Consider the following 25,116-nt stretch of genomic DNA (forward strand, 5'->3'; position numbering starts at 1 on the left):
CACGAATTTAAAGCAAGCACAATACCATTATTAACTTACAAATTAATCACCTCTAGCCACTCATGCGCGAAACTGAAATCCACTCCGAAGATAATTTACTTACCGATCAGCAGCATGGTGATATTGGCTTGTCCAACTTAATTATTCATCTGCTTAAAGGCGTTCTATATCGTGAAAACGACGAAGCGAGCTGGAGCGCCCTGCTCAAATATCAGGCGAGTGTGAGGGATTATGTGGCGGTGTTAAATCTTGATTTTATTTTGGATGAATCCGAAAGTTACGCCTACTTAAAAAGCAAACCAGATCCCAAGCTGATCACTGGTGAAACTGAAGCAAGCTCAAAAGTAGCCCGCTTAGTGACACGACGGGCCTTGTCGTTTACTGTCAGCCTGTTAATCGCTTTGCTGCGTAAAAAACTCGCCGAATTTGATGCCAGTGGTGGCGATACGCGTCTGATTTTGAATAAGGATGAGATCGTTGAATTGATACGCGTCTTTTTACCAGACAGCAGCAATGAAGCAAAACTAGTCGACCAGATCGAAACGCAGATTAACAAAGTGATAGAACTCGGTTTTTTACGTAAATTAAAAAGTTCTGGCAATGCGACTAGCTATGAAGTCAGGCGCATCATCAAGGCCTTTGTCGATGCACAGTGGTTGGCCGAATTTGATGCCCGCCTGGCCGACTATCAAACGCAACTCGCGGGCGACCTAGACCCACAGGAGAGCGGGCCAGATGAATGAAGAACTTTTTCCTGAAGTTTCTGCTGACGTTTCTGCTGAAGTTGCGACTGAAGTGAGCGCCACAGCAGATAATGCACCAGAACCGATCTGCGCGGTGCTACCTGAAGTGTTAGCTGAAGTGACAGCCATTACAGCAAGCATTACAGAAGATCTGGCAGGCTTTCGCCTGCAACGCTTAGAAATTTTTAATTGGGGCACCTTCGATCAGCATGTCTGGACCTTACAGATTGATGGTCGCAATGGCTTATTGACCGGTGATATCGGTTCCGGAAAATCGACCATCGTCGACGCCATCACCACGCTACTGGTACCGGCACATAGAGTCGCTTACAACAAAGCGGCCGGTGCTGGTGTGAAAGAACGCGATTTGCGCTCGTATGTCTTGGGTCACTACAAATCCGAGCGCAATGACATCACGGGCAATGCCAAACCGGTCGCGCTGCGTGACAGTAACAATTATTCCGTGATACTGGGCGTGTTTCAAAATGCCGCTTACGGGCAAACCATCAGCCTGGCGCAATGCTTTTGGATGAAAGATGCGCATGCGCAACCAGCGCGTTTTTTCCTTGGTGCTGAGCGCGATTTAACGATCAAAGAACATTTCTCCAATTTTGGTACGGACATGAATCAGCTGCGTAAAAAACTACGTCGCTTGGGTGCCGAGATTGAAGATGGCTTCCCTAAATATGCGGCATGGTTCCGGCGTCGCTTTGGCATAGAAAACGATCAGGCTTTAGAATTATTTCATCAAACCGTATCGATGAAATCGGTTGGTAATCTCACTGATTTTGTCCGCAGTCATATGCTGGAAGCCTTTGATGTGCAAACGCGCATGCTGGCTTTAATCCAACATTTTGACGACCTCAATCGCGCCCACGAAGCAGTCTTAAAAGCCAAACGGCAAGTTGATCTATTGACGCCTATGTGCGCAGATGCTGAGCGCCAGGCACTGATCGCCGCCGAGATCGATCAATACCGGCAATGCCGCGAAGGCTTACGCGCCTATTTTGCCGGGATCAAACTCACTTTACTACAGCAAGAACTGCTGCAATTGCAAGATCAGGACGAACGTCTGCAGAGTCGCCTGCAAGCCTTAACACCGGAAAGAGAAAGTCAGCGTCAGAGCATCGATGCGATCAAAAGCGCTTTACATGCCAATGGCGGTGATCGCATAGAGCGTCTGAACCATGAGATTAAAAGCAAGGAAACGCTGCGCGATCAGCGAAAATACAAAGCCGAGCGCTATCGCCAATTATGTAGTGCTGTAGCGCTAGACGATGTCAGCGATTTAAATCAATTTTTAGATCAGAGAAGTGCACTGAAAAATCTAAGGACGGAGGCGCGCGCGCAAGAAGCGTCGCTACACAACGACTACGCAGAACACGGGGTTAATTTTCGCCAGGACAAAATTGAACGAGATCAAATTCATGCAGAGATCAGCAGTTTAAAACTAAGACGCAGCAATATTGATGACCGACAAATCCAAATTCGCGCAGCGCTCTGTGCTGAGCTTGGCTTTGCAGAAGCGGATTTGCCTTTCGCTGGAGAGCTTTTGCAAATTCATGAGCAAGAACGCGATTGGGAAGGCGCGGCTGAGCGCTTAATACATGGATTCGGTTTATCACTGCTAGTGGCAGATGAACACTATGCGGCAGTGGCAGAATGGGTGAATAGCCATCACTTGAAACAACGCTTCGTGTATTTCCATGTACATACACATCATCGCTCTGAAATGCCCAACTTACATAGGGATTCTCTGGTCAGAAAAATCGCCATCAAACCTGACTCTGCTTTTTATACCTGGCTAGAACGCGAAATCGCGCGACGCTTCGATGTCGCTTGTTGCCTGGATCAACAACAGTTTCGCCGTGAGGCGCGGGCAATAACGCTGGCTGGTCAAATTAAAGACCCCAGCGGTCGCCATGAAAAAGATGACCGACATAGCCTGCATGATCGCAGCCGCTACATCCTAGGCTGGAGCAATACAGAAAAGATCAAAGCCCTGGAGAAAAAACGCCTCAAGCTAGAAACCGAATTAGGCAAAACTGCGCAAGTGATGATGGCCGTCAAAGCGCAGATGGATGCACTCAATACGCGCATAGAAAACTATAATCGACTGGAAGAATTTAGCGAATTTGAAGAGCTAGATTGGGCCAGCCTGGCGAGCGAGATTCAAGCTTTGCTTGAGCAAAGAGCCAGCCTCGCCGCCAGCTCCGACATCATGGCGCAATTGCAGAAACAACTGCAGTCTGCTGAAAAGGCCATCATCAAGACGGAAGAAGATTTAGACACTTACAAAGCCCAAGCTGCGCAAGTAGCGCTACGGCTGAGTAATAATCAAGAACACCAGCAGCAAATTCTATCCATTTTAGAAGAAAACTTAAGCAGTGCCGATACCGAATCGCTGTTTGAAAAATACCGCACACTGGCATTAGGCGAACACAGCATTACCCTGCTCTCTTGCGACAATTACGAACAAAAGCTGCGCGCCTGGCTACAAAATAATATTGATAAAGAAGAGCAAAAACTCAAGCGCTTGCGCGAGAAAATTCTGCAAGCGATGAATCAATTCAAAATTGAATTCAAATTGGAAACAGCAGAATTTGATGCAAGTATTGATGCTGGTTTTGAATATCAGAATTTACTCACGCAATTAAGTCTGGATGATTTACCGCGCTTTGAAGCGCGCTTCAAAGACATGCTCAATGTCAACACCATTAATGAGATCGCCAACTTCAATGCCCAGCTCGCGCGTGAACGTGAAACCATTAAGGAGCGCATCACCCACATCAATCTATCGCTGACCCAGATCGACTACAACCCCGGGCGTTACATCGTTTTAGAGTCGCAGATCAGCCCCGATGCGGAGATCCGCGACTTTCAGGCTGAGCTAAGAACCTGTACCGAAGGTGCGCTCACAGGATCGGATGAGGCGCAATATTCTGAAGCCAAATTTTTACAGGTGAAACGCATCATTGATCGTTTCCGTGGGCGCGATGGTTTGTCAGAAGCCGACAAACGCTGGACCACTAAAGTGACCGACGTACGTAATTGGTTTTTATTTGCGGCCAGTGAACGCTATCGCCTCGATGATACTGAGTTTGAACATTATTCTGATTCAGGTGGTAAATCCGGCGGGCAAAAAGAAAAGCTGGCCTACACTATTTTGGCGGCGAGTCTGGCCTATCAATTTGGTTTAGAGTGGGGCGCCAGCCGCTCACGCTCTTTCCGCTTTGTGGTGATTGATGAAGCCTTCGGGCGCGGTTCGGATGAGTCGGCGCAATACGGCTTGCGCCTGTTTGCCCAGCTCAATTTACAACTCTTGATCGTCACGCCTTTACAAAAAATTCATATCATAGAACCCTATGTCGCCCATGTCGGTTTTGTACATAATGAAGATGGCCGTAGTTCTAAATTGCGTAACTTGTCGATTGCCGAGTATAGACGAGAAAAAACGGCCTTGAGTGAAGTGCGTGCCTTAATCCAGCACCCAATACAGAAAACAATACCGCAACCTATACCGCAATGAATTGGAGCACCGAAAAGAGCTTAAAAGATCAAATCTTGCGCCTGTGGGAGCAAGGCGCATTGTTGCGGGCGACGCTAAGGCTTAGGGGAAATAATGACGCCGGGTTAGGCTCCCAGATGGACTTGGTGTTCCCGTATCGGCTGGCATTCAAAGCGCCAAGTTCAAGCGAACTATCGGATCATTTTGAAGAGGTCAGAAGCTGGATAGCCAAACTATCCGCCATCAAAGGACTACGCATAGAATGGCGTGAGCTCAATCATCGGATACTCGGCAAGCAAACAATCCCGCAAGCGATCTGGCTAGATACACTGAAAGACGCATTAACACTGATCGCGAAGCAAAAAGAAGCCAGCTGGTTTGACGAGATGGCGAGCGACACCGGCAACCGGCATCCTGAACTATTAGCCTGGCTAGATAGACGTCCACTACTCGCGCTTAGTTTGTATCAGGAATGGCCGCGTTTGCTAGACATCGTCAGTTGGATCAAGCTACACCCGCAGCCGGGCATTTATTTGCGCCAGATTGACATCGCTGGCGTGCATAGCAAATTCATAGAAAGCCAGCGCCGCGTATTAAGCGAGTTGTTTGATTTAGTTTTACCAGAATATGCGATTGAACAGGAATACTCGGGCATCAAACAATTTTCAGCGCGCTACGGTTTTCTCGACAAACCGCAACACATACGTTTCCGTAGCTTGGATAGCGCTTTAAATTTGATCGCGTCGACCCCACTGGCCGACCTCAGTATAGACAGTCACAATTTTGCAAAATTAAACCTGAGGCCGACGCGCGTCTTCATTACCGAAAACGAAACCAATTTTCTAGCCTTCCCCCAGTTCGCAAATTCACTGCTTATTTTTGGTGCTGGCTACGGTTGGGATGCCCTCGCTCATGCAGATTGGCTACAGCACTGCGAGATTTACTATTGGGGCGATATCGACACCCACGGTTTTGCCATACTCAACCAGTTACGCCATCGTTTTGCGCATGTGCGTTCGTTCTTGATGGATGAACGCACACTGCTGGCGCATCAAAATTTATGGGGGCGAGAAGAACAGCCTGTGAGCCATGCACTGCCGCTATTAAGTCAAGAGGAAGCGCAACTATTTAAGCGCTTGCAAGAGCATAGCCTGCAAGATCATCTGCGTTTAGAACAAGAACATATCCGTTTTAGTGCCTTGCAAGCAGCGCTAGCAAAGATACAATTAGTGCCACCCGCCAATAAGCACTAGCTTCAAGCCGCAAAATTAAGGCTTCCAGGGGGAGTATCGCCTCCCCCTATCTGCTTACGTATATATTACATGCGTAAATTAAACTCTGAAGCATATACCCTCCCCTAGTATCAACAAATGAAAGCGTCTAATAAAGATAGAATCGGCGCTGGTCATGACGCCGCTCCTAGCACCTGTGTCGGCTTTTTTTACACTACCAGACCAAAAAGTCTTCACAAAGAGGTAAGTAATTGATTTAAATCAATATATGCTTGTGGCATGTTTATTGCTAATGAGTTAATTAATGGCATTTTTCTTAATTCACAGGCCATTAGTTAAATTTAATCAACGTCACACTCAACGGGCCTCATTCAAAATGAAAAAAATTCTAATTAAGTTTGTACTTGCCGCCCTTGCCTTTGCTTCTTTTGCCGCTAATGCAAGTCTGGTAACCTGGGACTACCGGGGAAATATCACGGGCGCCACCGGTTACCCAGACTACCATGTCGGCGACGCGTTTCAGGTCTTGCTCAGTTTCGATACCAATGCCGCCATCCTCAATACCAAGCCGAGCAGAACCGAATTCGATCCTGCCAGCTTAATCATGGACTTTAAAATTGGCGGAACAAACTGGCAGCATATTGCCTACCAGGCCGCTAGTGGCGGCTTAATTTACTTGCGTAACAATCAAGCCAATCCGGATGCGGGCGCCGGACCAGAACTAGTGGATGGTCTGAGTTTTGGACTGAGCAGCACGGAATTTCCGAATGGAATCGCTTTGATCCTGCGCTCATTTGACCTCGACTCATTGAGCAGCGCACTATTACCAAGCACACCGTTCGCGCTGACAAATATTGCTGCGAATAACTTCCAGGATAGTGGAGATAATGCCACTGGAAAATTCTTTGCTGGAACTATCACCTCCGTCAATGCAGTGCCAGAACCAAGCACACTGGCGTCACTAGGCATAGGTTTATTCGCACTGGCTGCATTGGCTGCATTTGCACCACGCAAACGTGTATAAATGCGTCCTTGCTTTCATCCAACAGCGCGAGTACCTAAGGTATTAGGGGAGTATCGCGTACACCCATCGGCTTGCGCATAACTTACCTGGGCAAACTAGCTCAGAAGGCTGATACCCTCCCCTAGTATCGACAAATATCTAGCAATAAAAAAGCGCTGGCAATCAAATGCCAGCGCTTTTTTTAAGACCCAACACTACAAATTAATTATTAGGCGAAGGCGCTCACATCCAATTCAGCCTCGGTCTTGGCGATTACTTCTTCTTTGCTCACGCCAGTAGCCAGCTCTATTAATTTCAAACCCTGCGGTGTGACATCGATCACCGCCAGATCGGTGATGATGCGATTGACCACGGCGACACCGGTGAGTGGCAAATTGCAGGCTTTTAAAATTTTATGCGCATCGCCCTTGGCGACGTGTTCCATCAAGACCACCACACGGCCAACGCCTGCCACCAGATCCATCGCGCCGCCCATGCCTTTGACCATCTTGCCGGGTATCATCCAGTTAGCCAGATCACCGCCCTGGCTTACCTGCATCGCACCCAGGATCGCCAGATTAATTTTGCCGCCACGTATCATGGCAAAGGAATCGGCCGAGCTAAATATCGATGAACCAGGCAAGGTGGTAACGGTTTGCTTACCTGCATTGATGAGGTCGGCATCGACTTCATCTTCGCTAGGAAACGGGCCGATTCCTAGCAAGCCGTTTTCTGACTGCAACCAGACGTCCATGCCGGCAGGCACATGGTTGGCGACCATGGTTGGCAAACCTATGCCCAGATTAACGTAAAAACCATCTTGTAATTCTTGTGCTGCACGCGCAGCCATTTCGTCGCGATTCCATGCCATCTTATTTCTCCTGTTTATTTTTTTCTGGATTATGCGGGGCGAACGGTGCGCTGCTCTATGCGTTTTTCTGGCTGAGTATTGACCACGATACGTTGCACGTAGATACCAGGCGTATGAATTTCATCGGGATCGAGTTCGCCGATCTCGACCAGGACCTCGACCTCTGCCACCGTGATTTTACCCGCCATGGCGACGTTGGGATTAAAATTGCGCGCCGTTTTGCGGTACACCAGATTGCCAGCTTTATCGGCCTTGTAAGCCTTCACCAGCGAGACGTCGGACACCAGAGAGCGCTCCATCACATATTGCTGGCCGTCAAATTCGCGGATTTCCTTACCTTCGGCGACGATGGTGCCGACCCCAGTTTTAGTAAAGAAGGCCGGGATGCCGGCACCACCAGCGCGTAGCTTTTCGGCCAGCGTACCTTGCGGGGTAAATTCTAATTGCAATTCTCCGGCCAGATACTGGCGCTCGAATTCTTTGTTTTCACCGACATACGATGAAATCATTTTCTTGATTTGACGGGTAGTGAGCAACTGCCCCAGACCAAAGCCATCTACGCCGGCGTTGTTTGAAATTGCGGTCAGATTTTGCACGCCAGTATCACGCAGTGCAGCGATTAAGGCTTCAGGAATGCCGCACAAACCAAAACCACCAACCGCGATGGTCTGCCCATCTTTGACGATATCCGCAAGAGCGGATGCTGCATCAGGATATACCTTGTCCATAGCTGTCCCTTTTTTTAATTAAAATGTTTTTGCTAACCAGAAAAAAGATCTCAGCTGGCAATTGTGTGACACAGGATATGATGCTACGCTTGCGCGCGCAATACCGTAAAACTACCTGAGAAAGACCTTAAGCAAAATCGCCCCAGCGTTGTTGCACTCGCCTTGCCGTACTAGCGTACTGTCTTCGGCGGTGCGCCTAGCTGGAGCAATTTTGCGTAAGCCCTATAAGGAAAGGGCAAATTCAATTGCCTGCCAAATTGCACTACATCATCAAATTCAGGCAAACTCAGGCGAACTCAGCCAAACAAAGACTTACTCTAATCGAACTCTGCTCGGCACACAACACAGAAAACACCAGAAACTATGAATGCAGTGCGCGCTATCGATTTCGAATCCATTTTTCAATATGCACCGGTAGGTATGTGCGTCTCAGAAAATCGCATCATTCAGGCATGCAATGATGTCCTGGCCCAGATGTTCGGCTACCAGAAAGAGCAATTACTAGGGCAATCTTTCATTATCCTGTACCCAACTCCGGCCGAGTATGAACGCACTGGCGCACGGATTACACCGATCATGAATGCCAAAGGCCATTACTCGGATGAGCGCATCATGAAACGCGCCAGCGAAGAGCTATTTTGGTGCCATGTATCGGGGCGCGGCTTGCACAAAGAGGATGCGCATGCGGCAGGCATCTGGACCTTTGAAGACCTCAGCGCCAAGCGCCAGGTGTCGGCCGAACTGAGCCCCAGAGAGCGTGAAATTGCAGCGCTGTTGGTAGAGGGAAAAACCAGTAAATTAATCGCCAGGCAAGTCGAGCTCAGCCCGCGTACGGTAGAGATGCACAGAGCCAAATTAATGCGTAAATTTAACGCCGCTACCTCTAACGAACTGGTGAATAAACTCTTAAGACTAGGTAGTTAAGTGCACGCCCTAGTCTGAAGTTGTGCGACTCAGACTGCGACACGTTTGGGTTTCGCAGCGGCTTTCAACTCTTGTATTTTTTGGCGTATAGCCTCCGGCAGCGGCGCCGACTTTTCGGTTTTAGGATCAACCCAGACCACCTTCGCACCGCCCTCCGCATACAGTGCATAGCCATCGCCAACGCTGCGCATTTCTTGTATGGTCTCGATACTGCTACGACCAGCGGCACCAATAAAAGTGCAGACCTCGACCTGCCCCGGATATTTTAAAGCGCGCTTAAACGTACAATAGGCATTGACGATCACCGGCCCGTTACCCTTCTCATCGGGCAAGCAGCCCATCATCGTCAACCACTCTATTCTGGCTTGCTCCATATAGCGAAAATACACCGTGTTATTCACATGGCCCATGGCATCCATATCACCCCAACGGATCGGGATCGTGACTGTGTACACCAGTTTTTTTTCCGCTACTGCAGGCACTATCATTGCGCGCTCATCCCATCATCAGCAGTGACGATAGTGCCGTTTAAAAAGCGCGATTCTTCTGCCGCCAAGAGCAACAGCAAGCCATCCAAATCTTCCGGCAGGCCGACCCGTTTGCGTGGCAGCATCTCTATCAATTTTTGACCTTGCTCACTATTAAAGTGCTCGGCATTGATCTCGGTCGCAATATAGCCGGGGCAAATTGCATTGACGTTAATTCCAAACTTGCCCCACTCTACCGCCATCGCCTTAGTCATATGAATCACGCCGGCCTTACTCATGCAATACACGCCTATTTGCGGCAATACCCGCAAACCAGCGACCGAGGCGATATTGATGATGCGATGTTGTTTTTTATGGTCGCCCTTGTAGCGCGCGATCATGCGTTTGGCGGTTTCCTGTGCCACAAAAAAGGCACCGCGCTGATTGGTATCCATCACATAGGCATAATCTTCAGGGGTGACATCGACTAGTTTTTGGGTGGTAGAAACGCCTGAATTATTGATCAGAATATCGATGGGGCCGGCCTCAGTCTCGGCATGCGCAATCGCTGATTTAATGCTGGCGTAGTCGGTCACATCCAGAGCCACAACATGGGCCGCACCACCTTCAGCCTCGATCTCGGCGCGCAATTCTTTCAGTCTGTCGATGCGACGCGACGCCAGCACGACCTGAGCGCCAGCTTGCGCTAAAACTTTTGCAAAACGGGCGCCAAGGCCGCTAGAGGCACCGGTTACCAGTGCGATTTTGCCTTCAAAGTTGACTTCGATTCCCATTTAATTCTCCCACTCGTATATTCGAATAATCGTACTACTCTAATTGAAACGCTATGATGACATAGTCACCACGCCCCTGTTTTATAAATTACATCTTTCGCACGATTTTTACGGATAAATCGGGCTGCCAAGCATGAAATTACTGCATCTTATGCATCGCTCTGCGATAATTCTCTAGTTTTCGCTTGCCAACTCAGCTTACCGCTAGTTTCGGCACTGCTTGCAGAATCACTTCACAGCATATAACATGCTGACAACAAATAAGCACGTTCGTTCGTAAAATTTTTTAAAGCGATAAAAGCCATGACACAAAGTCTAGTTGAACAATTCGGTCCTCGCGATGCAATGGAATATGACGTCGTTATCGTAGGCGGCGGCCCTGCTGGCTTATCAGCTGCGATCAAATTAAAACAGTTAGCCGCAGAGACTGGACGCGAAGTCTCAGTCTGCGTACTGGAAAAAGGCGGGGAACCTGGCGCACATATTTTATCTGGCGCGGTCATGGATCCTAAGGCATTGAGCGAGCTTTTCCCTAACTGGAAAGAAATGGGCGCGCCACTCAACACCGAAGTGACGGAAGATCGTGTCTTGGTCCTGACCGAGAAGAAAGCCTATAAAACCCCTAATTGGATGCTGCCTAGCTGTTTTGAAAATCATGGCAACTACATCGTGTCACTGGCCAATGTCACGCGCTGGTTAGGACAGCAAGCCGAAACTTTGGGTGTGGAAGTTTTCCCAGGTTTTGCCGCTGCTGAGATTTTGTATAACGACGACGGCTCAGTCAAAGGTGTCGCGACTGGCAATATGGGCGTAGACAAACACGGTGCCGCCTCACCCGCCTTCCAGCTAGGTATGGAATTGCACGCCAAGTACACCTTGTTTGCCGAAGGAGCACGCGGCCATCTCGGCAAGCAAGTCATGGCCAAATATGACTTAAATAAGGGTAAAGATCCACAATCCTACGGCTTAGGTATCAAAGAGCTGTGGGAAATCGATCCTAAACAACATAAAGCGGGCTTAGTGGTGCACACCACAGGCTGGCCTATGATGGATCAATATAGTGGCTCGTTCTTATATCACCTGGAAAACAATCAGGTCGCAGTCGGCTACGTGGTTGGACTGGCGTATGAGAACCCATATATTTCTCCGTTTGAAGAATTTCAACGTTTCAAAACGCATCCGGCAATTCGCGGCTTCTTTGAAGGCGCGAAGCGTATTTCCTATGGTGCCCGTGCGATTACCGCCGGTGGTTTGCAATCATTACCAAAATTAGTGTTCCCGGGCGGCGCCTTGATAGGCTGCGATGCTGGCTTCCTCAACATGAGCCGCATCAAGGGTAGCCATGCCGCCATCAAGACCGGTATGCTGGCCGCTACAGCCGCGTTTGAGGCCCTGGGTGCACAACGCCAACATGATGAACTGAGCGCCTACGCGACAGCCTTTGAGCAGTCTTGGCTACACGAAGAGCTGTACACGGCGCGCAACGTAAAGCCTTTGCTGAAAAAAGGCACCTACGGCTCGCCACTGGTCTGGATAGATCAAATGATCTTACGCGGCAAAGCACCATGGACTTTGCATCACTCCAAGGCCGATCACGAGTGTCTGCGCCCTGCTGCTGATTTTAGCCCTATCGTCTATCCGAAACCTGACGGCAAATTGACTTTTGATCGTCTGTCATCGGTATTCATATCCAACACCAATCACGCCGAAGATCAGCCTGCTCATCTGACCTTGAAAGACGCCAGCGTTCCTGTTGCTATTAACCTAGCAACCTATGCCGGACCAGAAGCACGCTACTGCCCGGCTGGCGTGTATGAGTTTGTAAAAACCGATGAAGGCGCAGACCGCTTGCAGATCAACTCGCAAAATTGCGTGCATTGCAAAACTTGCGATATCAAAGATCCTAGCCAAAATATTATCTGGGTGACGCCTGAAGGTGGTGGTGGGCCGAATTATCCAAGCATGTAATCTGTTAGAGATATCTGCTGGAATAAAAAAGCCGCTATGAATTTAGCGGCTTTTTATTTCTTGGAACTTAAAAATGAGTAAAATTTTATTACTTCAGCTACCAACGCTCTTTAAGAATTTTCTCTAGCCAGAAGCAGCCTATTATGGTCTTCACATCAGTAATTTTCCCCAACTTCACCCACTCAAGCACTTGCGATAAGGGCGCTTTAAAGGTTTCCAAAAACTCCCCTTGGTCCAACTGTGCTTCGCCAGCCGTCAAACCCTGTGCCAGAAAAATATCCAGATGCTCGTCCGAATAAGCGATCGCATTGTGTATGGTGCACAGATAGCGCCAATCGGTAGCGATGTAGCCAGTTTCTTCACGCAATTCTCTTTTTGCACAGAGCAAGGGGTCTTCGCCAGCGTCAATTTTTCCAGCTGGGAATTCGAGAAAAACCCGATTTAGTGGATAGCGAAATTGGCGCTCCAGCAAGACTGAGCCATCTTCAAATAAGGGCAAGATCACCACGGCACCTGGATGCTTGATGTACTCGCGACTAACTTGTTGGCCGTCCGGCAGGCGTACGGTGTCTTTTTCTATTTGAAGAAAACTACCTTGATAAGCGCGCCTACTATCTGTTTGAACTTCCGCCAGATGCGGATTACTAGCGGGATCAAAATCTAACATGGCGAACTTATTTTTTTAGATAGCGATACACGAAGCCAGGAAAAGCGATCACCAGAAATAGACAGGCGGTGACCGCATAAAACTCCCAAGTCTGGATGAAGCGATTGCCAGTCGCCGTTTCGAGCATAAAGGCGAATCCACCCAAAATAAAATACAGGCTAATCAGCTCTAGCAAACGAAACCAGAATGGTTTCACAGGAAAGGCGCGCAAGGCGAGCATGCCAAAGCAGCGCTCATTAAAAAAGGGCAGGTTCGCTGCCAGCAAGGACAGCAAAATCAACAACCAACTAGCAGAAGTAAGATTCAAAACTAAGTCCTCTTGCTAATGACTTAGGAGGCCAATGTTTTGACGATGGCAGCGGAACATGCAGTCATCAAAGAGTCTGGCATTAAACCCAGCGCCAACACCGCCAGACCATTCACGCTTAAGACTATGCGCATGTCGGTATCAGCGACGATGACGCCTTGGTCAGCAGGCTCATCAAAATACATTAATTTAACTACGCGCAAATAGTAGAAGGCCCCGATCAAGGAGAACAGCACAGCCAGCACAGCCAACCAGATTTGCCCGGATGCCAACACCGCCTGCAGCACCGACAATTTTGCATAAAAGCCCATCAATGGTGGAATACCTGCCAAAGAGAACATCAGCAACAACATCACGAAGGCAAACCAAGGGCTACGTTTATTCAAGCCCTTCAGGTCGGACAGATTCTCGGCCTCAAAGCCAGAGCGCGCTAACAACATGATCACGCCAAAACTACCCAGGGTAGTCAGGACATAAGTAATGCTATAAAACATAGATGCACTATACGCATCTGCGGCCAAATTGATGTTGCCATTGGATACGCCTGACAACAGGCCCAATAACATGAAACCCATCTGAGAAATCGTAGAATATGCCAACATACGTTTCAAGTTGGTTTGCGCTATAGCAGTGATATTTCCTATTGCCATAGACAGCACCGCCAAGACCATCAGCATCTGTTGCCAATCAACTGCCCGAGGGAATAAACCTTCTACCAAAATACGGAAACATATCGCAAACGCCGCAAGTTTTGGCGCCCCACCCAGCAACAAAGTGACTGCCGTTGGTGAGCCTTGATACACGTCCGGAACCCACATATGGAAAGGCACGGTGCCCAGTTTAAAGGCCAGGCCAGAAACCACAAAGACGATACCGAATACCAAGATGGTTTTGTTCGCGGTAGGTGATGCCGCTGCCTTGGCAATCGCGCTCAAATCAAGGGTACCGGTTGCGCCATACAGCATGGAAATACCGTACAGTAAAAATCCTGAAGCCAAGGCCCCCAAGATGAAGTATTTCATGGCAGCTTCGGTCGACAGCGTATGCTCACGACGCAGTGCAACCAAGGCGTACAGCGACAAGGACATCAACTCCAAACCCAGATAAATAATCAGCAGATTATTTCCTGAAATCATGATCATCTGACCTAATAATGAGAACAAGGCCAGCACGTAAAATTCGCCACCCAACATACCGCTAGTCATACCTCTATCCGCCACATACTGCCTACCGTAAATCAAAGTCACACCGACTGCGATATAGGAAAACAATTTCAATAGATTCGACATAGGATCAGAGACAAACATATTGCTACTGATATACACGGTGCCGCCGTCAGAGTTAAGCATGGTCAATGCGCCGCACACCGTCAGGCTCAATAAACTGAGTACGTAGGTGATATTGCGTTTATCATCCGCAAGAAACATGTCGACCAAAAGAATAACGCAAATGGCCAGCAGCAGAAAGATTTCAGGATAAAGAGGTATCAGGTTCATATTATTTATTTGTACTAACATTTATCTGCACTTACGCGCAATGAGCGCAGCTCAGCAACTCAATAGATCAATCAGGGCGCAATTTTTGACACTGCGACATGCTTTAAAAGATCGCTCACTGATACTTGCATCGCATCAGTAAATGGCGCTGGATACAGTCCCATAGCGATGACTGCAATCGCCAAAATTCCCAGCATAAAAAATTCGCGTTTATTCAAATCAGTTAACTGTGCAACATGCTCATGCGTAATCGCACCAAATACCACGCGTTTTACCATCCATAAGGAATATGCAGCACCGAAAATCAAGGCTGTGGCGGCTAACATACCTATCCAGAAATTGTATTTTACGGCACCCAAGATCACCATAAATTCACCAACAAAACCGGAGGTTGCTGGCAAACCGCAGTTAGCCATGGAAAAAAGAACGAACAAAGCTGCAAATTTCGGCATGGTGTTCACCACCCCACCGTAGTCGACGATATTGCGGGAATGAACACGGTCATACAAGACACCAATACACAAGAACATCGCACCGGAAATAAAGCCATGCGAAATCATTTGTACGAGCGCGCCCTGCACTGACATGTCATTAAACATGAAAAATCCCAGGGTCACAAAACCCATATGCGCAATCGAGGAATATGCCACCAGTTTTTTCATATCGGTCTGAACCAAGGCGACCAGACCGATGTAAATAACGGCTATCAGGGATAGCGTGATCATGAAGCTAGACAAGTAATGGCTGGCGTCCGGCAAGATTGGTAAAGAAAAACGTAGGAAGCCATAAGCACCGAGTTTCAACATAATCGCCGCCAACACTACAGAACCACCGGTTGGTGCTTCTACGTGGGCATCCGGCAACCAGGTATGTACTGGCCACATAGGCACCTTGACCGCAAACGCCATCAAGAACGCAACGAATAAAAATATTTGTGTTTGAAACGGCAGCGCCAAACCATGCCACGCCAAGATATCAAAGGAATTACCTGCTTTCAAGTAGAGGTAAATGATAGCTACTAACGTCAGCAAGGACCCCATCAAAGTGTATAAAAAGAACTTAAACGCTGCATACACACGGTTCGGGCCACCCCAAACACCGACGATGATATACATAGGTATCAAGGTCGCTTCAAAAAACACATAGAACAACAGGCCATCAGTAGTGCAAAATACACCTATCATCAGGCCAGACAAAATCAGAAACGCGCCCATATATTGAGCAACCTGCTTCTCTATCACTTCCCAGGCGGCGATCACCACGATCACAGTGATGAAGGCAGTCAAAGGCACCAGCCAAAGCGAAACGCCGTCGATTCCCAATGCATAGAAAGCATTGATGCGCTCTATCCAGGCACTTTTTTCGACAAATTGCATGCCGTGTGCAAGATTATCAAAGCGACTCACCAGCGGCAGCGTGACGAGAAAACTCGCAATAGCGGCGATCAGGGAAACGCCACGCACCATACCAGCGTTGGTGTCGCGACCAAAGGCCAGGATAAAGAATCCGAAGGCGATAGGACACCAAATCGCCAGGCTTAATAAGTAAGAGTTTGACTGCATCATGATTTATTTTTTATGGACACTTATTTTGCGAACAGTAAAGGCAAGACGAAATACGTCAGGGATCCCAATACGCCTATTATCATTACGAAAGCATAGTGATAGATGTAGCCCGTCTGGAACAACCTCACCCCAGATGACAGCCAGCCAACTAATTTAGCACTACCATTCACGACCAAGCCATCGATCAGACCTTTATCGCCAAATTTCCAAAAGCCATCACCCAAGAGTCGGGCTCCGCCGGCAAAAACGATCTCATTGAATCTATCCAGATAATATTTGTTGTCCAACAAATTGTAGATAGGTGTCATATTTTTCTTGATCGCTGCCGGTATCGCTGGTTTGACCATGTAAAAAATATAGGAAGTCACAACACCACTTAGCGCCAACCAGAAAGGCAGGCTCGTTAATGCATGCACCGCCATTGCGATAGGTCCATGAAATTCATGCTTCAATTCTTCCATCGCCTGATGCGCTTCATCTACGACGATCACGCCTTTGAAAAACTCACCGAACAACATAGGTTCTATCGTCATGAATCCGACGATGACTGATGGAATCGCCAGCAATACCAATGGCAGCCAAACTACCATCGGCGATTCGTGTGGTTTCTGACCCGGAGCTAATCCATGATGCTCATCATGTGCATCGTGATCATCATGGGCATCGTGATCATGATGACCGTGATCGTGTGCCTTACCGAAGCGTTCTTCGCCATGAAATACAAGGAAATACATACGGAAAGAATAAAAAGCCGTCACAAAGACACCCGCTAACACAGCGAACTGGGCAAATCCAGCGCCCGCTAGATGGCTTGCCTGTACCGCTTCAATGATGCTGTCCTTAGAGTAAAAACCCGAGAAAAATGGGGTACCTATGAGCGCTAATGAGCCCAGCAAGGAAGTGATCCAAGTGATAGGCATGTATTTACGCAGCCCACCCATATTACGTATATCTTGGTCATGATGCATGCCAATTATCACTGAGCCGGCCGCCAGAAACAGCAGCGCCTTGAAGAAAGCGTGTGTCATCAAATGGAATACCGCAACCGAATACGCAGACGCGCCAAGTGCTACTGTCATATAACCTAACTGCGACAAAGTAGAGTAAGCAACGACACGTTTGATATCGTTCTGGATAATACCCAGAAATCCCATGAACAAGGCAGTGATAGAGCCGATGATCAAAATAAAGGATAAAGCAGTATCGGACAACTCAAACAAGGGTGACATACGCGCCACCATGAAAATACCCGCAGTTACCATCGTTGCCGCATGTATCAATGCAGAGATCGGTGTAGGACCTTCCATAGAGTCCGGCAACCAGACGTGCAAAGGAAATTGTGCTGATTTACCCATTGCGCCGATAAACAAGCAGATACAAGCGACCGTAATCAACATCCAGTCAGTACCAGGCAAAGTGAGGGCTAGCAATTGTTCTTTCTTTGCAAAAACCTCGGTGTAGTTCATGGATCCGGCGTAAGCGACCAACAAACCTATTCCTAGAATAAATCCAAAATCGCCGACACGGTTTACCAAGAATGCTTTCATGTTGGCGTAAATTGCCGTAGGTTTGGTATACCAAAATCCTATCAGCAAATAAGAAACCAAGCCAACCGCTTCCCAACCAAAGAACAACTGTAAGAAATTATTGCTCATCACCAGCATCAACATGGCGAAGGTGAAAAGCGAGATATAAGCGAAGAAGCGGTTATAACCTTCGTCTTCTTTCATATACCCTATTGTGTAGATATGCACCATCAGCGAAACAAAAGTCACCACGCACATCATCATCGCAGTCAGGCTATCGACTAAAAAGCCGACTTCCAACTTCAATCCACCGACATTCATCCACTGATACAAAGTGGCATTATAGCTAGCCCCATCCATCACTGCCGATAGAGTAAAACACGAGATGATAAAGGCGACCAGCACGCCAAGTATGGTGGCACTGTGCGACACAGTACGACCAACTAAATTACCGAAAAACTTAGTACCAAGCAAACCAGCAATAGCCGATCCTGCCAGAGGTGCCAGAGGTACAGCCAGTAGTAAATGTGGGTTAAGTTGCCCCGCCATGATGACCCTTTGTTATCTTATTACTTTTTTTAAATTGCTAGACTATGATGATTTTTTCGCGTCAAGATGAGCGAAATTCAGCACATCGATTACCCTTTGAGTGCATCCAAATCTTCAACATTGATCGTATCAAGATTGCGAAACAGCACCACCAATATCGCCAAACCAATAGCAGACTCAGCCGCGGCGACAGTCAAGATGAAAAAAACAAAAATCTGTCCAGCCACATCGCCCAAGTAATACGAAAATGCGATGAAATTCATATTGACGGCCAAAAGCATTAATTCTATCGCCATCAATAAAACGATGATGTTCTTACGATTTAGAAAAATTCCGATTATGGAAATGGCGAATAAAATCGCTCCCAAAATCAAAAAATGTGTCAGCGTTAAAGTCATTTTATGCCTCCGTCTTTTCTACAACGTTGAGGCGATCAGATTCAGCCTTCATGCTCACAATACGGATACGATCACTACGCTTAACCTTCAAGGCTTTCGCTGGGCTAAAGTACTTTGAATCTTTTCTGCGGCGTAAAGTCAAGGCGACCGCAGCCACAATGGCAAGTAGCAAGATGGCCGCAGCAATTTCAAAAGCTAAAGTGTACTGAGTGAAAATCGCGATACCTAAATTTTTTGTGTCGCCGATATGCTCAGAGGCTGCCGGAATATGATTGTCTGGACGCAAAAAGCCGCGCCACAATACAGCCGACATTTCCAGCACTATCACTACGCCGACACCAGCAGCGGCAGGAAAGTGACTCCAGAAACCTTCGCGCAATTTTGGCATATCAATATCAAGCATCATGACGACGAACAAGAACAAGACCATTACTGCACCGACATACACCAAGACCAAGACGATTGCGAGAAATTCGGCTTTCAGCAATAGCCATAGGCAGGCGGCTGTAAAAAACGACAACACCAAAAACAATGCCGAATGAACGGGACTGCGTGCGGTAATAACTAAGGTCGCAGACAATATCAAAATTGCTGAGAACACATAAAATAGAGCGGTTATAAATTCCATAGCCAGGCCAGATCCAATTTAACGGTAGGCTGCGTCAGCGGCGCGCGCTGCAGCAATCTCGGGTTCATAGCGGTCACCAACAGCGAGCAACATCTCTTTGGTGAAATACAGATCGCCACGTTTCTCACCGTGATACTCAAGCACGTGAGTCTCGACGATAGAATCAACTGGGCAAGACTCTTCACAAAAACCGCAGAAGATGCACTTAGTCAAATCGATGTCATAACGCGTGGTGCGACGACTACCGTCATCGCGCTGCTCTGACTCTATCGTAATCGCCATCGCCGGACAGACGGCTTCGCACAATTTACAAGCGATACAACGCTCTTCCCCATTCGGGTAACGACGCAAGGCATGCAGTCCACGAAAGCGCGGTGACTGCGGTGTTTTTTCCTCTGGGAATTGCACCGTGATTTTACGAGCGAACATATAACGCCCGGTCAAGGCAAAACCTTTAATCAATTCACGCAGCATCAGGCTGCTGAAAAAATCCTTAATTGCTTCCATTTTTAGCCTTTTACTTCCAAATATTCCAGGAGGTTTGCATCCAAGTCGCAACAATGACCAGATACACCAAAGTGAGCGGAATAAATACTTTCCAGCCTAGGCGCATGATCTGATCGTAACGATAGCGAGGAAAAGAAGCGCGCGCCCAAATAAACATAGACACGACCACAAATGTTTTCATTCCCAACCAGATCCAACCCGGTACCCAATTAAACACGATAGAGTCTAATGGTGCCGCCCAACCGCCCAGGAACATCAGGGAAGCCATAGCAGAAATTAAAATCATATTGGCGTATTCAGCCAAGAAGAACATGGCGAACGACATACCCGAATACTCAACCATGTGTCCTGCAACAATCTCAGATTCACCTTCCACTACGTCAAATGGGTGACGGTTAGTTTCGGCAATACCGGAAATGATATACACCACAAACATAGGCAACAACGGTAACCAATTCCAAGACAGGAAGTTGAGACCCATATCAGCGAAACGTCCATGCGTCTGCGCATTGACGATGTCTATCATATTCAGACTACCCGAGACCATCAACACAATCACCAAAACGAAGCCCATAGCGATTTCGTAGGACACCATCTGAGCTGAGGCGCGCATCGCTCCCAAAAACGCATATTTAGAATTGGAAGCCCAACCAGCGATGATCACGCCATACACTTCCATAGAAGTGATCGCCATAATCAACAACAAACCAGCATTGACGTTGGCCAAAACTGTTTCTGGACCAAATGGTATGACTGCCCAAGCTGCCAATGCCGGCATGATAGTCATAATCGGTGCTAACACGAACAAAACCTTGTTCGCCTTGGCTGGAATGATGATTTCTTTTAACAGCAGTTTTAAGGCATCCGCGATAGGCTGCAACAAGCCGGCCGGACCAACCCGATTGGGCCCTAAGCGTATATGCATCCAACCTATCATCTTGCGTTCCCACAAAGTCAGATAGGCAACACAGCCCATCACTGGCAAGGTGATGCAGATAATTTTAGTTAAGGTCCAGACTAAGGGCCACAAGCCTCCGAAAAGATTGAGACCGAAGGATTGGATAGTGGGCAAAAAGTTCATACTGCACGCTCCACGCTAATAGCACCAAACATTCCGCCCAAAGCTTGGGTCGCAACAACTCCCGCAGCAAGCCTAAGCACATTGTCTGGCAAGGCCTTATCTAGCGCAGCTGGCAATATGGCGACCGCATCGCCTTGCACTAGCTTCACGAAATCGCCGGCTGTTATTCCCAATTTAGCAAATTCAACACTGCTTAGCCATACATTGCCAGTCTTCGCGTCAGTGGTTCTCTGCAAAGACTCAGACCTTCTAACAATCGCATCTGTGCTGTAAATAGGCACATCAGAAACACGTTCCAGCCCGACTGGTGTATTCGACAGTGATGGTGCAATCGAAGAGAAATTATTCAACTTAGCTGAAAGATCCTTCACATCCTTACCCAACACCTCATCGCGTATCGCTTCTGAAGTTTCGAATTCGAAGCCATCCAAGCCAAGCAAATTACCTAAAACCCGCAACACTTTCCATGCCGGACGAGTGTCACCTAAAGGCTTCACGACACCATGAAAACTCTGTGCGCGGCCTTCACAATTGATGAAAGTCCCCGAAGTCTCAGTAAATGGCGACACCGGCAATAAGACATCAGCATAATCAGATGCGTGCTTAAATGCAGACAAGACGATCACCATCTCAGCCTGATTCAGAGCCAGTTTTGCCTGATGAGGATTTGCGCTATCGAACTCAGGCTCGGTGTTAAGCAAGACATAGGCTTTTTTCGGAGTACTAAAGAGTGAGCCCACATTGGCAACTGGCTTAGCATTTACCAAATAAGCGCCGACCGTATTCGCCGCTTCAGTCAGATAACCAAATCCTGCGCCGGAATTCTGTGCAATCCATTGGGCTAGAGCGTGAATTTTTGCAGCGTCGCTGTATTGTGCCGCGGCGTTACCGATAAATACGCCACTAGCAGCGGCTTCCGCACCAGCCAGCAAGCTTTGCGCAATTGCTTCAGCTGCGGATGAAACCTGTATAGACTCAAATCCTACTGGTTTTGCGATTTCTTTTTTGTTGGCAATTGCAACCGCGATTTCAGCCAAGAAAGCTAACCATGCAGATGGCGCTAAGATCGCTTTATTCGCAACTGGTATCAATAGATCGTCATCAGTGGCATGCAAAATACTCAGCTTTGCACCCATTTTGACAGCCTGACGCAAACGTGCCGCCAACAAAGGATGATCCTTGCGCAGGAAAGACCCGATCACAAACACGTTTTTCAGATGTCCGAAATCATTAATCGACATCCCCAACCAAGGCTTAATCTCAGCGCTGATAGAAAAATCGGCTTGACGCAAACGGAAATCTATATTTTCAGAACCTAAGCCACGCGTAATTTTTTGCGACAAAAAAAGCTCTTCCAATGTTGAATTTGCTGTCGCCACAGTGGCGATAGCATCCGCGCCATGCTCATGCTTAATATTACGCAAACCGTGCGCCACGTATTCAAGCGCTGTTTGCCAATCAGTTTCTTGCCATTGACCGCCCTGCTTAATCATAGGCTTGGTCAAACGCTCAGAGCTATTCAGGCCTTCGTAGGAGAACCTATCCTTGTCCGAAATCCAGCACTCATTGATCGCTTCATTTTCCAGAGGGACGACACGCATCACCTTATTGTTTTTTACCTGCACCGTCAGATTAGAACCCAGTCCATCGTGCGCGCTAATCGATTTGCGGCGAGACAATTCCCAGGTACGTGCAGAAAAACGGAAAGGCTTAGAGGTCAATGCGCCAACTGGGCACAGATCTATCATATTGCCCGACAACTCGGAATCAACGGTTTTACCAACAAAGGAAGTAATTTCCGCGTGCTCACCGCGACCAAGCATGCCTAATTCCATCACGCCAGCGATTTCCTGTCCGAAACGAACACAACGTGTGCAATGTATGCAGCGCGTCATTTCTTCCATGGAAATCAAAGGACCAACGTTCTTATGAAAAACCACGCGTTTTTCTTCTTGATAGCGTGAGCTCGTGCCGCCATAACCAACGGCAAGATCTTGCAACTGACACTCGCCGCCTTGATCGCAAACAGGGCAATCTAAAGGATGATTGATCAGCAAGAACTCCATCACGCCTTTTTGAGCAGTGATCGCCTTATCGCTATTGGAGCGAACGATCATACCTTGCGTCACAGGCGTGGCGCAGGCTGGCAATGGCTTAGGTGCTTTTTCAACCTCGACCAGACACATACGGCAATTTGCCGCAATAGATAATTTTTTGTGATAACAAAAATGAGGAATGTAAGTGCCAAGTTTATTGGCAGCATCCATTACCATGCTGCCCGCGGGCACTTCAACTTTTTTGCCGTCTATTTCGATTTCAACCATGGTTTACTCTGGGTGCGCTAAGCGAATAAAAATTCAAGCTGGCTTACATGTAAGTAGGAACCAAGCAATGCTTATGCTCGATGTGATATTCAAACTCTTCTCGGAAGTTCTTGATAAAGGCGCGAACCGGCATCGCAGCAGCATCACCAAGTGCGCAAATAGTGCGCCCCTGAATGTTGTCGGCGATAGAGTTCAGCATATCCAAATCATCAGGACGTCCTTGACCGTGCTCTATGCGATGCACCATGCGATACAACCAACCGGTACCTTCACGGCATGGTGTACATTGACCGCAAGATTCTTCAAAATAGAAGTAAGACAAACGCAGTAAAGACTTGACCATGCAACGGGTCTCATCCATCACAATCACGGCACCAGAACCGAGCATAGACCCGGCTTTGGCGATGGAATCATAATCCATGTCGGTTGCCATCATCACGTCAGCCGTCAACACTGGCATAGAGGAGCCGCCAGGAATAACCGCCTTCAGCTTTTTACCGTCGCGCATACCGCCAGCCAATTCCAACAAGGTGGCAAACGGCGTCCCCATAGGAACTTCATAATTACCCGGCTTGGCGACGTCGCCCGACATAGAGAAAATTTTAGTACCTCCGTTGTTTGGCTTACCCAGGGCGGCATATTTCTCACCCCCCATAGCCAGTACAAACGGCACGGCCGCAAAAGTTTCGGTGTTATTAATCGTCGTCGGCTTACCATACATGCCGAAACTGGCAGGAAAAGGAGGCTTAAAGCGCGGCTGTCCTTTTTTACCTTCTAAGGACTCCAACAATGCAGTTTCCTCACCGCAGATATAGGCGCCATAACCGTGGAAGGCATGCAACTGGAACGAGAATTCTGAACCATGAATTTTGTCGCCCAACATACCGGCAGCACGCGCTTCCTCAATCGCTTCTTCGAATCTATCGTAGTCAGCAAAAATTTCACCGTGTATATAGTTGTAGCCGACGGTGATTCCCATCGCGTAAGCACCGATGGCCATACCCTCGATCAGGGCATGCGGGTTATAACGAATGATATCTCTATCTTTAAAAGTACCTGGTTCGCCTTCATCCGTATTGCAGACCAAATATTTTTGACCAGGAAATTGACGCGGCATAAAACTCCACTTCAAGCCCGTAGGAAAACCTGCACCGCCGCGTCCGCGTAAAGAGGAAGCCTTCAACTCAGCAATCACTTGCTCAGGCGTGATTTTCTCGTCAAGTATGCGCTTGAGTGACTGATAGCCACCGCGTGCGACATAATCTTGCAAATGCCAATTTTTGCCATCAAGTCCAGCCAAAATCAGCGGCTTGATATGGCGATTGTGCAGACTCGTCATTATTTACCCGCCTCTTTCAATTCAGTGACCAAAGCATCGATTTTGTCATGCGACATCAAACTGCACATACGCTTATTATTTACCAACATTACAGGCGCATCACCGCAAGCGCCCATACATTCACCTTCAACCAAGGTAAACAAACCATCGGCGCTCGTTTCTTTGTATGCGAGACCTAATTTAGTTCTTAAATGATGCGCGGCACGCTCACCGCCAGACAAGGCGCAAGGCAAATTAGTGCATACGGAAATTTTATATTTCCCAACCGGCTTGGTGTTGTACATATTGTAAAACGTAGCAACTTCCTGCACCGCCACTGCTGGCATACCGATGTAATCCGCAACCACCTGCATCACTTCAGGTGACAACCAACTAGTTTCGTCTTGCGCAATTGCTAGCGCAGCCATCACGGCCGACTGTCTTTGATCGGCCGGAAATTTCGCCAATTCACGATCAATTTTTTTAAATGCTTGCTCTGATAAGACCATCGC

General features: G+C 47.9%; 22 protein-coding genes. 6 read left to right on the forward strand and 16 right to left on the reverse strand.

What is annotated here, in order from left to right:
* Positions 1 to 62 precede the first annotated feature (62 nt).
* The 4 genes from EJN92_RS01560 to EJN92_RS01575 all read left to right on the forward strand — a co-directional run bounded on the left by EJN92_RS01560 (position 63) and on the right by EJN92_RS01575 (position 6,507).
* Entirely contained in the window at positions 63 to 743 is a 681-nt protein-coding gene (locus EJN92_RS01560) for a DUF4194 domain-containing protein (RefSeq protein WP_126126225.1), read from the forward strand.
* Positions 736 to 4,272 (forward strand): ATP-binding protein, encoded by a 3,537-nt coding sequence (locus EJN92_RS01565; RefSeq protein ID WP_126126226.1) that lies wholly within the window; start codon positions 736 to 738, stop codon positions 4,270 to 4,272. The genes EJN92_RS01560 and EJN92_RS01565 overlap by 8 nt, the downstream gene beginning before the upstream one ends.
* A complete protein-coding gene (locus tag EJN92_RS01570; protein WP_126126227.1) occupies positions 4,269 to 5,504 on the forward strand; it encodes a Wadjet anti-phage system protein JetD domain-containing protein in 1,236 nt (411 codons plus the stop codon). Before EJN92_RS01565 ends, EJN92_RS01570 begins: the two co-directional genes overlap by 4 nt.
* A gap of 355 nt (positions 5,505 to 5,859) precedes the next feature.
* Positions 5,860 to 6,507, forward strand: coding sequence for a PEP-CTERM sorting domain-containing protein (locus tag EJN92_RS01575; RefSeq protein ID WP_157984288.1), 648 nt, complete (start codon positions 5,860 to 5,862; stop codon positions 6,505 to 6,507).
* Positions 6,508 to 6,715: 208 nt separating this feature from the next.
* Here EJN92_RS01575 and EJN92_RS01580 read toward each other — a convergent pair whose 3' ends face one another.
* Both EJN92_RS01580 and EJN92_RS01585 read right to left on the reverse strand, forming a co-directional pair.
* Positions 6,716 to 7,357, reverse strand: coding sequence for a CoA transferase subunit B (locus tag EJN92_RS01580; protein ID WP_126126229.1), 642 nt, complete (start codon positions 7,355 to 7,357; stop codon positions 6,716 to 6,718).
* 29 nt (positions 7,358 to 7,386) lie between these two features.
* On the reverse strand, positions 7,387 to 8,085 hold the full coding sequence (locus tag EJN92_RS01585; protein WP_126126230.1) for a CoA transferase subunit A: 699 nt from the start codon (positions 8,083 to 8,085) through the stop codon (positions 7,387 to 7,389).
* 363 nt (positions 8,086 to 8,448) lie between these two features.
* On the opposite strand from EJN92_RS01585, the gene EJN92_RS01590 reads away from it, so the two are divergent.
* The gene (locus EJN92_RS01590; protein ID WP_126126231.1) at positions 8,449 to 9,009 is read left to right on the forward strand and encodes a LuxR C-terminal-related transcriptional regulator; all 561 of its coding nucleotides are present in this window, start codon (positions 8,449 to 8,451) and stop codon (positions 9,007 to 9,009) included.
* Positions 9,010 to 9,038: 29 nt separating this feature from the next.
* Here the strand turns inward: EJN92_RS01590 and EJN92_RS01595 are convergent, their stop codons facing one another.
* Together EJN92_RS01595 and EJN92_RS01600 are read right to left on the reverse strand one after the other, a co-directional pair.
* Positions 9,039 to 9,497, reverse strand: a complete 459-nt coding sequence (locus tag EJN92_RS01595; protein WP_126126232.1) for an acyl-CoA thioesterase — start codon at positions 9,495 to 9,497, stop codon at positions 9,039 to 9,041.
* A complete protein-coding gene (locus EJN92_RS01600) occupies positions 9,494 to 10,270 on the reverse strand; it encodes an SDR family oxidoreductase (protein ID WP_126126233.1) in 777 nt (258 codons plus the stop codon). The genes EJN92_RS01595 and EJN92_RS01600 overlap by 4 nt, the downstream gene beginning before the upstream one ends.
* 345 nt (positions 10,271 to 10,615) lie before the next feature.
* Here EJN92_RS01600 and EJN92_RS01605 point away from each other — a divergent pair, with 345 nt between their 5' ends.
* Positions 10,616 to 12,238, forward strand: coding sequence for an electron transfer flavoprotein-ubiquinone oxidoreductase (locus tag EJN92_RS01605; RefSeq protein ID WP_126129705.1), 1,623 nt, complete (start codon positions 10,616 to 10,618; stop codon positions 12,236 to 12,238).
* Positions 12,239 to 12,335: 97 nt separating this feature from the next.
* Here EJN92_RS01605 and EJN92_RS01610 read toward each other — a convergent pair whose 3' ends face one another.
* The 12 genes from EJN92_RS01610 to nuoE all read right to left on the reverse strand — a co-directional run bounded on the left by EJN92_RS01610 (position 12,336) and on the right by nuoE (position 25,113).
* Positions 12,336 to 12,905, reverse strand: a complete 570-nt coding sequence (locus EJN92_RS01610; RefSeq protein ID WP_126126234.1) for an NUDIX domain-containing protein — start codon at positions 12,903 to 12,905, stop codon at positions 12,336 to 12,338.
* Between the two features lie 7 nt (positions 12,906 to 12,912).
* On the reverse strand, positions 12,913 to 13,212 hold the full coding sequence (locus EJN92_RS01615; protein ID WP_126126235.1) for a DUF2818 family protein: 300 nt from the start codon (positions 13,210 to 13,212) through the stop codon (positions 12,913 to 12,915).
* Between the two features lie 23 nt (positions 13,213 to 13,235).
* On the reverse strand, positions 13,236 to 14,708 hold the full coding sequence (gene nuoN / locus EJN92_RS01620) for an NADH-quinone oxidoreductase subunit NuoN (protein ID WP_194074981.1): 1,473 nt from the start codon (positions 14,706 to 14,708) through the stop codon (positions 13,236 to 13,238).
* A gap of 71 nt (positions 14,709 to 14,779) precedes the next feature.
* Complete coding sequence (locus tag EJN92_RS01625; protein WP_126126236.1) at positions 14,780 to 16,273, reverse strand: NADH-quinone oxidoreductase subunit M; 1,494 nt, start codon at positions 16,271 to 16,273, stop codon at positions 14,780 to 14,782.
* A gap of 20 nt (positions 16,274 to 16,293) precedes the next feature.
* Positions 16,294 to 18,348 carry an NADH-quinone oxidoreductase subunit L gene (gene nuoL / locus EJN92_RS01630; RefSeq protein ID WP_126126237.1) on the reverse strand — a complete coding sequence of 685 codons (2,055 nt, stop codon included), beginning with the start codon at positions 18,346 to 18,348 and terminating at the stop codon, positions 16,294 to 16,296.
* A gap of 89 nt (positions 18,349 to 18,437) precedes the next feature.
* Complete coding sequence (gene nuoK, locus EJN92_RS01635) at positions 18,438 to 18,746, reverse strand: NADH-quinone oxidoreductase subunit NuoK (RefSeq protein WP_126126238.1); 309 nt, start codon at positions 18,744 to 18,746, stop codon at positions 18,438 to 18,440.
* 1 nt (position 18,747) lies between these two features.
* On the reverse strand, positions 18,748 to 19,374 hold the full coding sequence (locus tag EJN92_RS01640; protein ID WP_126126239.1) for an NADH-quinone oxidoreductase subunit J: 627 nt from the start codon (positions 19,372 to 19,374) through the stop codon (positions 18,748 to 18,750).
* 18 nt (positions 19,375 to 19,392) lie between these two features.
* Positions 19,393 to 19,881, reverse strand: a complete 489-nt coding sequence (gene nuoI, locus EJN92_RS01645; RefSeq protein ID WP_126126240.1) for an NADH-quinone oxidoreductase subunit NuoI — start codon at positions 19,879 to 19,881, stop codon at positions 19,393 to 19,395.
* A gap of 10 nt (positions 19,882 to 19,891) precedes the next feature.
* A complete protein-coding gene (gene nuoH / locus EJN92_RS01650; protein WP_126126241.1) occupies positions 19,892 to 20,962 on the reverse strand; it encodes an NADH-quinone oxidoreductase subunit NuoH in 1,071 nt (356 codons plus the stop codon).
* Entirely contained in the window at positions 20,959 to 23,286 is a 2,328-nt protein-coding gene (nuoG, locus tag EJN92_RS01655; RefSeq protein ID WP_126126242.1) for an NADH-quinone oxidoreductase subunit NuoG, read from the reverse strand. The genes nuoH and nuoG overlap by 4 nt, the downstream gene beginning before the upstream one ends.
* Before the next feature lie 43 nt (positions 23,287 to 23,329).
* Complete coding sequence (nuoF, locus tag EJN92_RS01660) at positions 23,330 to 24,625, reverse strand: NADH-quinone oxidoreductase subunit NuoF (protein ID WP_126126243.1); 1,296 nt, start codon at positions 24,623 to 24,625, stop codon at positions 23,330 to 23,332.
* Entirely contained in the window at positions 24,625 to 25,113 is a 489-nt protein-coding gene (gene nuoE, locus EJN92_RS01665) for an NADH-quinone oxidoreductase subunit NuoE (RefSeq protein WP_126126244.1), read from the reverse strand. Before nuoE ends, nuoF begins: the two co-directional genes overlap by 1 nt.
* Positions 25,114 to 25,116 lie beyond the last annotated feature (3 nt).

This window comes from Undibacterium parvum (genome assembly GCF_003955735.1).
Lineage (GTDB): Bacteria > Pseudomonadota > Gammaproteobacteria > Burkholderiales > Burkholderiaceae_D > Undibacterium > Undibacterium parvum.

Coding starts and splice junctions, on each gene's coding strand:
- EJN92_RS01560 (WP_126126225.1), top strand. CDS start 63: ATGCGCGAAACTGAAATCCACTCCGAAGATAATTTACTTACCGATCAG.
- EJN92_RS01565 (WP_126126226.1), top strand. CDS start 736: ATGAATGAAGAACTTTTTCCTGAAGTTTCTGCTGACGTTTCTGCTGAA.
- EJN92_RS01570 (WP_126126227.1), top strand. CDS start 4,269: ATGAATTGGAGCACCGAAAAGAGCTTAAAAGATCAAATCTTGCGCCTG.
- EJN92_RS01575 (WP_157984288.1), top strand. CDS start 5,860: ATGAAAAAAATTCTAATTAAGTTTGTACTTGCCGCCCTTGCCTTTGCT.
- EJN92_RS01580 (WP_126126229.1), bottom strand. CDS start 7,357: ATGGCATGGAATCGCGACGAAATGGCTGCGCGTGCAGCACAAGAATTA.
- EJN92_RS01585 (WP_126126230.1), bottom strand. CDS start 8,085: ATGGACAAGGTATATCCTGATGCAGCATCCGCTCTTGCGGATATCGTC.
- EJN92_RS01590 (WP_126126231.1), top strand. CDS start 8,449: ATGAATGCAGTGCGCGCTATCGATTTCGAATCCATTTTTCAATATGCA.
- EJN92_RS01595 (WP_126126232.1), bottom strand. CDS start 9,497: ATGATAGTGCCTGCAGTAGCGGAAAAAAAACTGGTGTACACAGTCACG.
- EJN92_RS01600 (WP_126126233.1), bottom strand. CDS start 10,270: ATGGGAATCGAAGTCAACTTTGAAGGCAAAATCGCACTGGTAACCGGT.
- EJN92_RS01605 (WP_126129705.1), top strand. CDS start 10,616: ATGGAATATGACGTCGTTATCGTAGGCGGCGGCCCTGCTGGCTTATCA.
- EJN92_RS01610 (WP_126126234.1), bottom strand. CDS start 12,905: ATGTTAGATTTTGATCCCGCTAGTAATCCGCATCTGGCGGAAGTTCAA.
- nuoN (WP_194074981.1), bottom strand. CDS start 14,708: ATGAACCTGATACCTCTTTATCCTGAAATCTTTCTGCTGCTGGCCATT.
- EJN92_RS01625 (WP_126126236.1), bottom strand. CDS start 16,273: ATGATGCAGTCAAACTCTTACTTATTAAGCCTGGCGATTTGGTGTCCT.
- nuoL (WP_126126237.1), bottom strand. CDS start 18,348: ATGGCGGGGCAACTTAACCCACATTTACTACTGGCTGTACCTCTGGCA.
- nuoK (WP_126126238.1), bottom strand. CDS start 18,746: ATGACTTTAACGCTGACACATTTTTTGATTTTGGGAGCGATTTTATTC.
- EJN92_RS01640 (WP_126126239.1), bottom strand. CDS start 19,374: ATGGAATTTATAACCGCTCTATTTTATGTGTTCTCAGCAATTTTGATA.
- nuoI (WP_126126240.1), bottom strand. CDS start 19,881: ATGGAAGCAATTAAGGATTTTTTCAGCAGCCTGATGCTGCGTGAATTG.
- nuoH (WP_126126241.1), bottom strand. CDS start 20,962: ATGAACTTTTTGCCCACTATCCAATCCTTCGGTCTCAATCTTTTCGGA.
- nuoG (WP_126126242.1), bottom strand. CDS start 23,286: ATGGTTGAAATCGAAATAGACGGCAAAAAAGTTGAAGTGCCCGCGGGC.
- nuoF (WP_126126243.1), bottom strand. CDS start 24,625: ATGACGAGTCTGCACAATCGCCATATCAAGCCGCTGATTTTGGCTGGA.
- nuoE (WP_126126244.1), bottom strand. CDS start 25,113: ATGGTCTTATCAGAGCAAGCATTTAAAAAAATTGATCGTGAATTGGCG.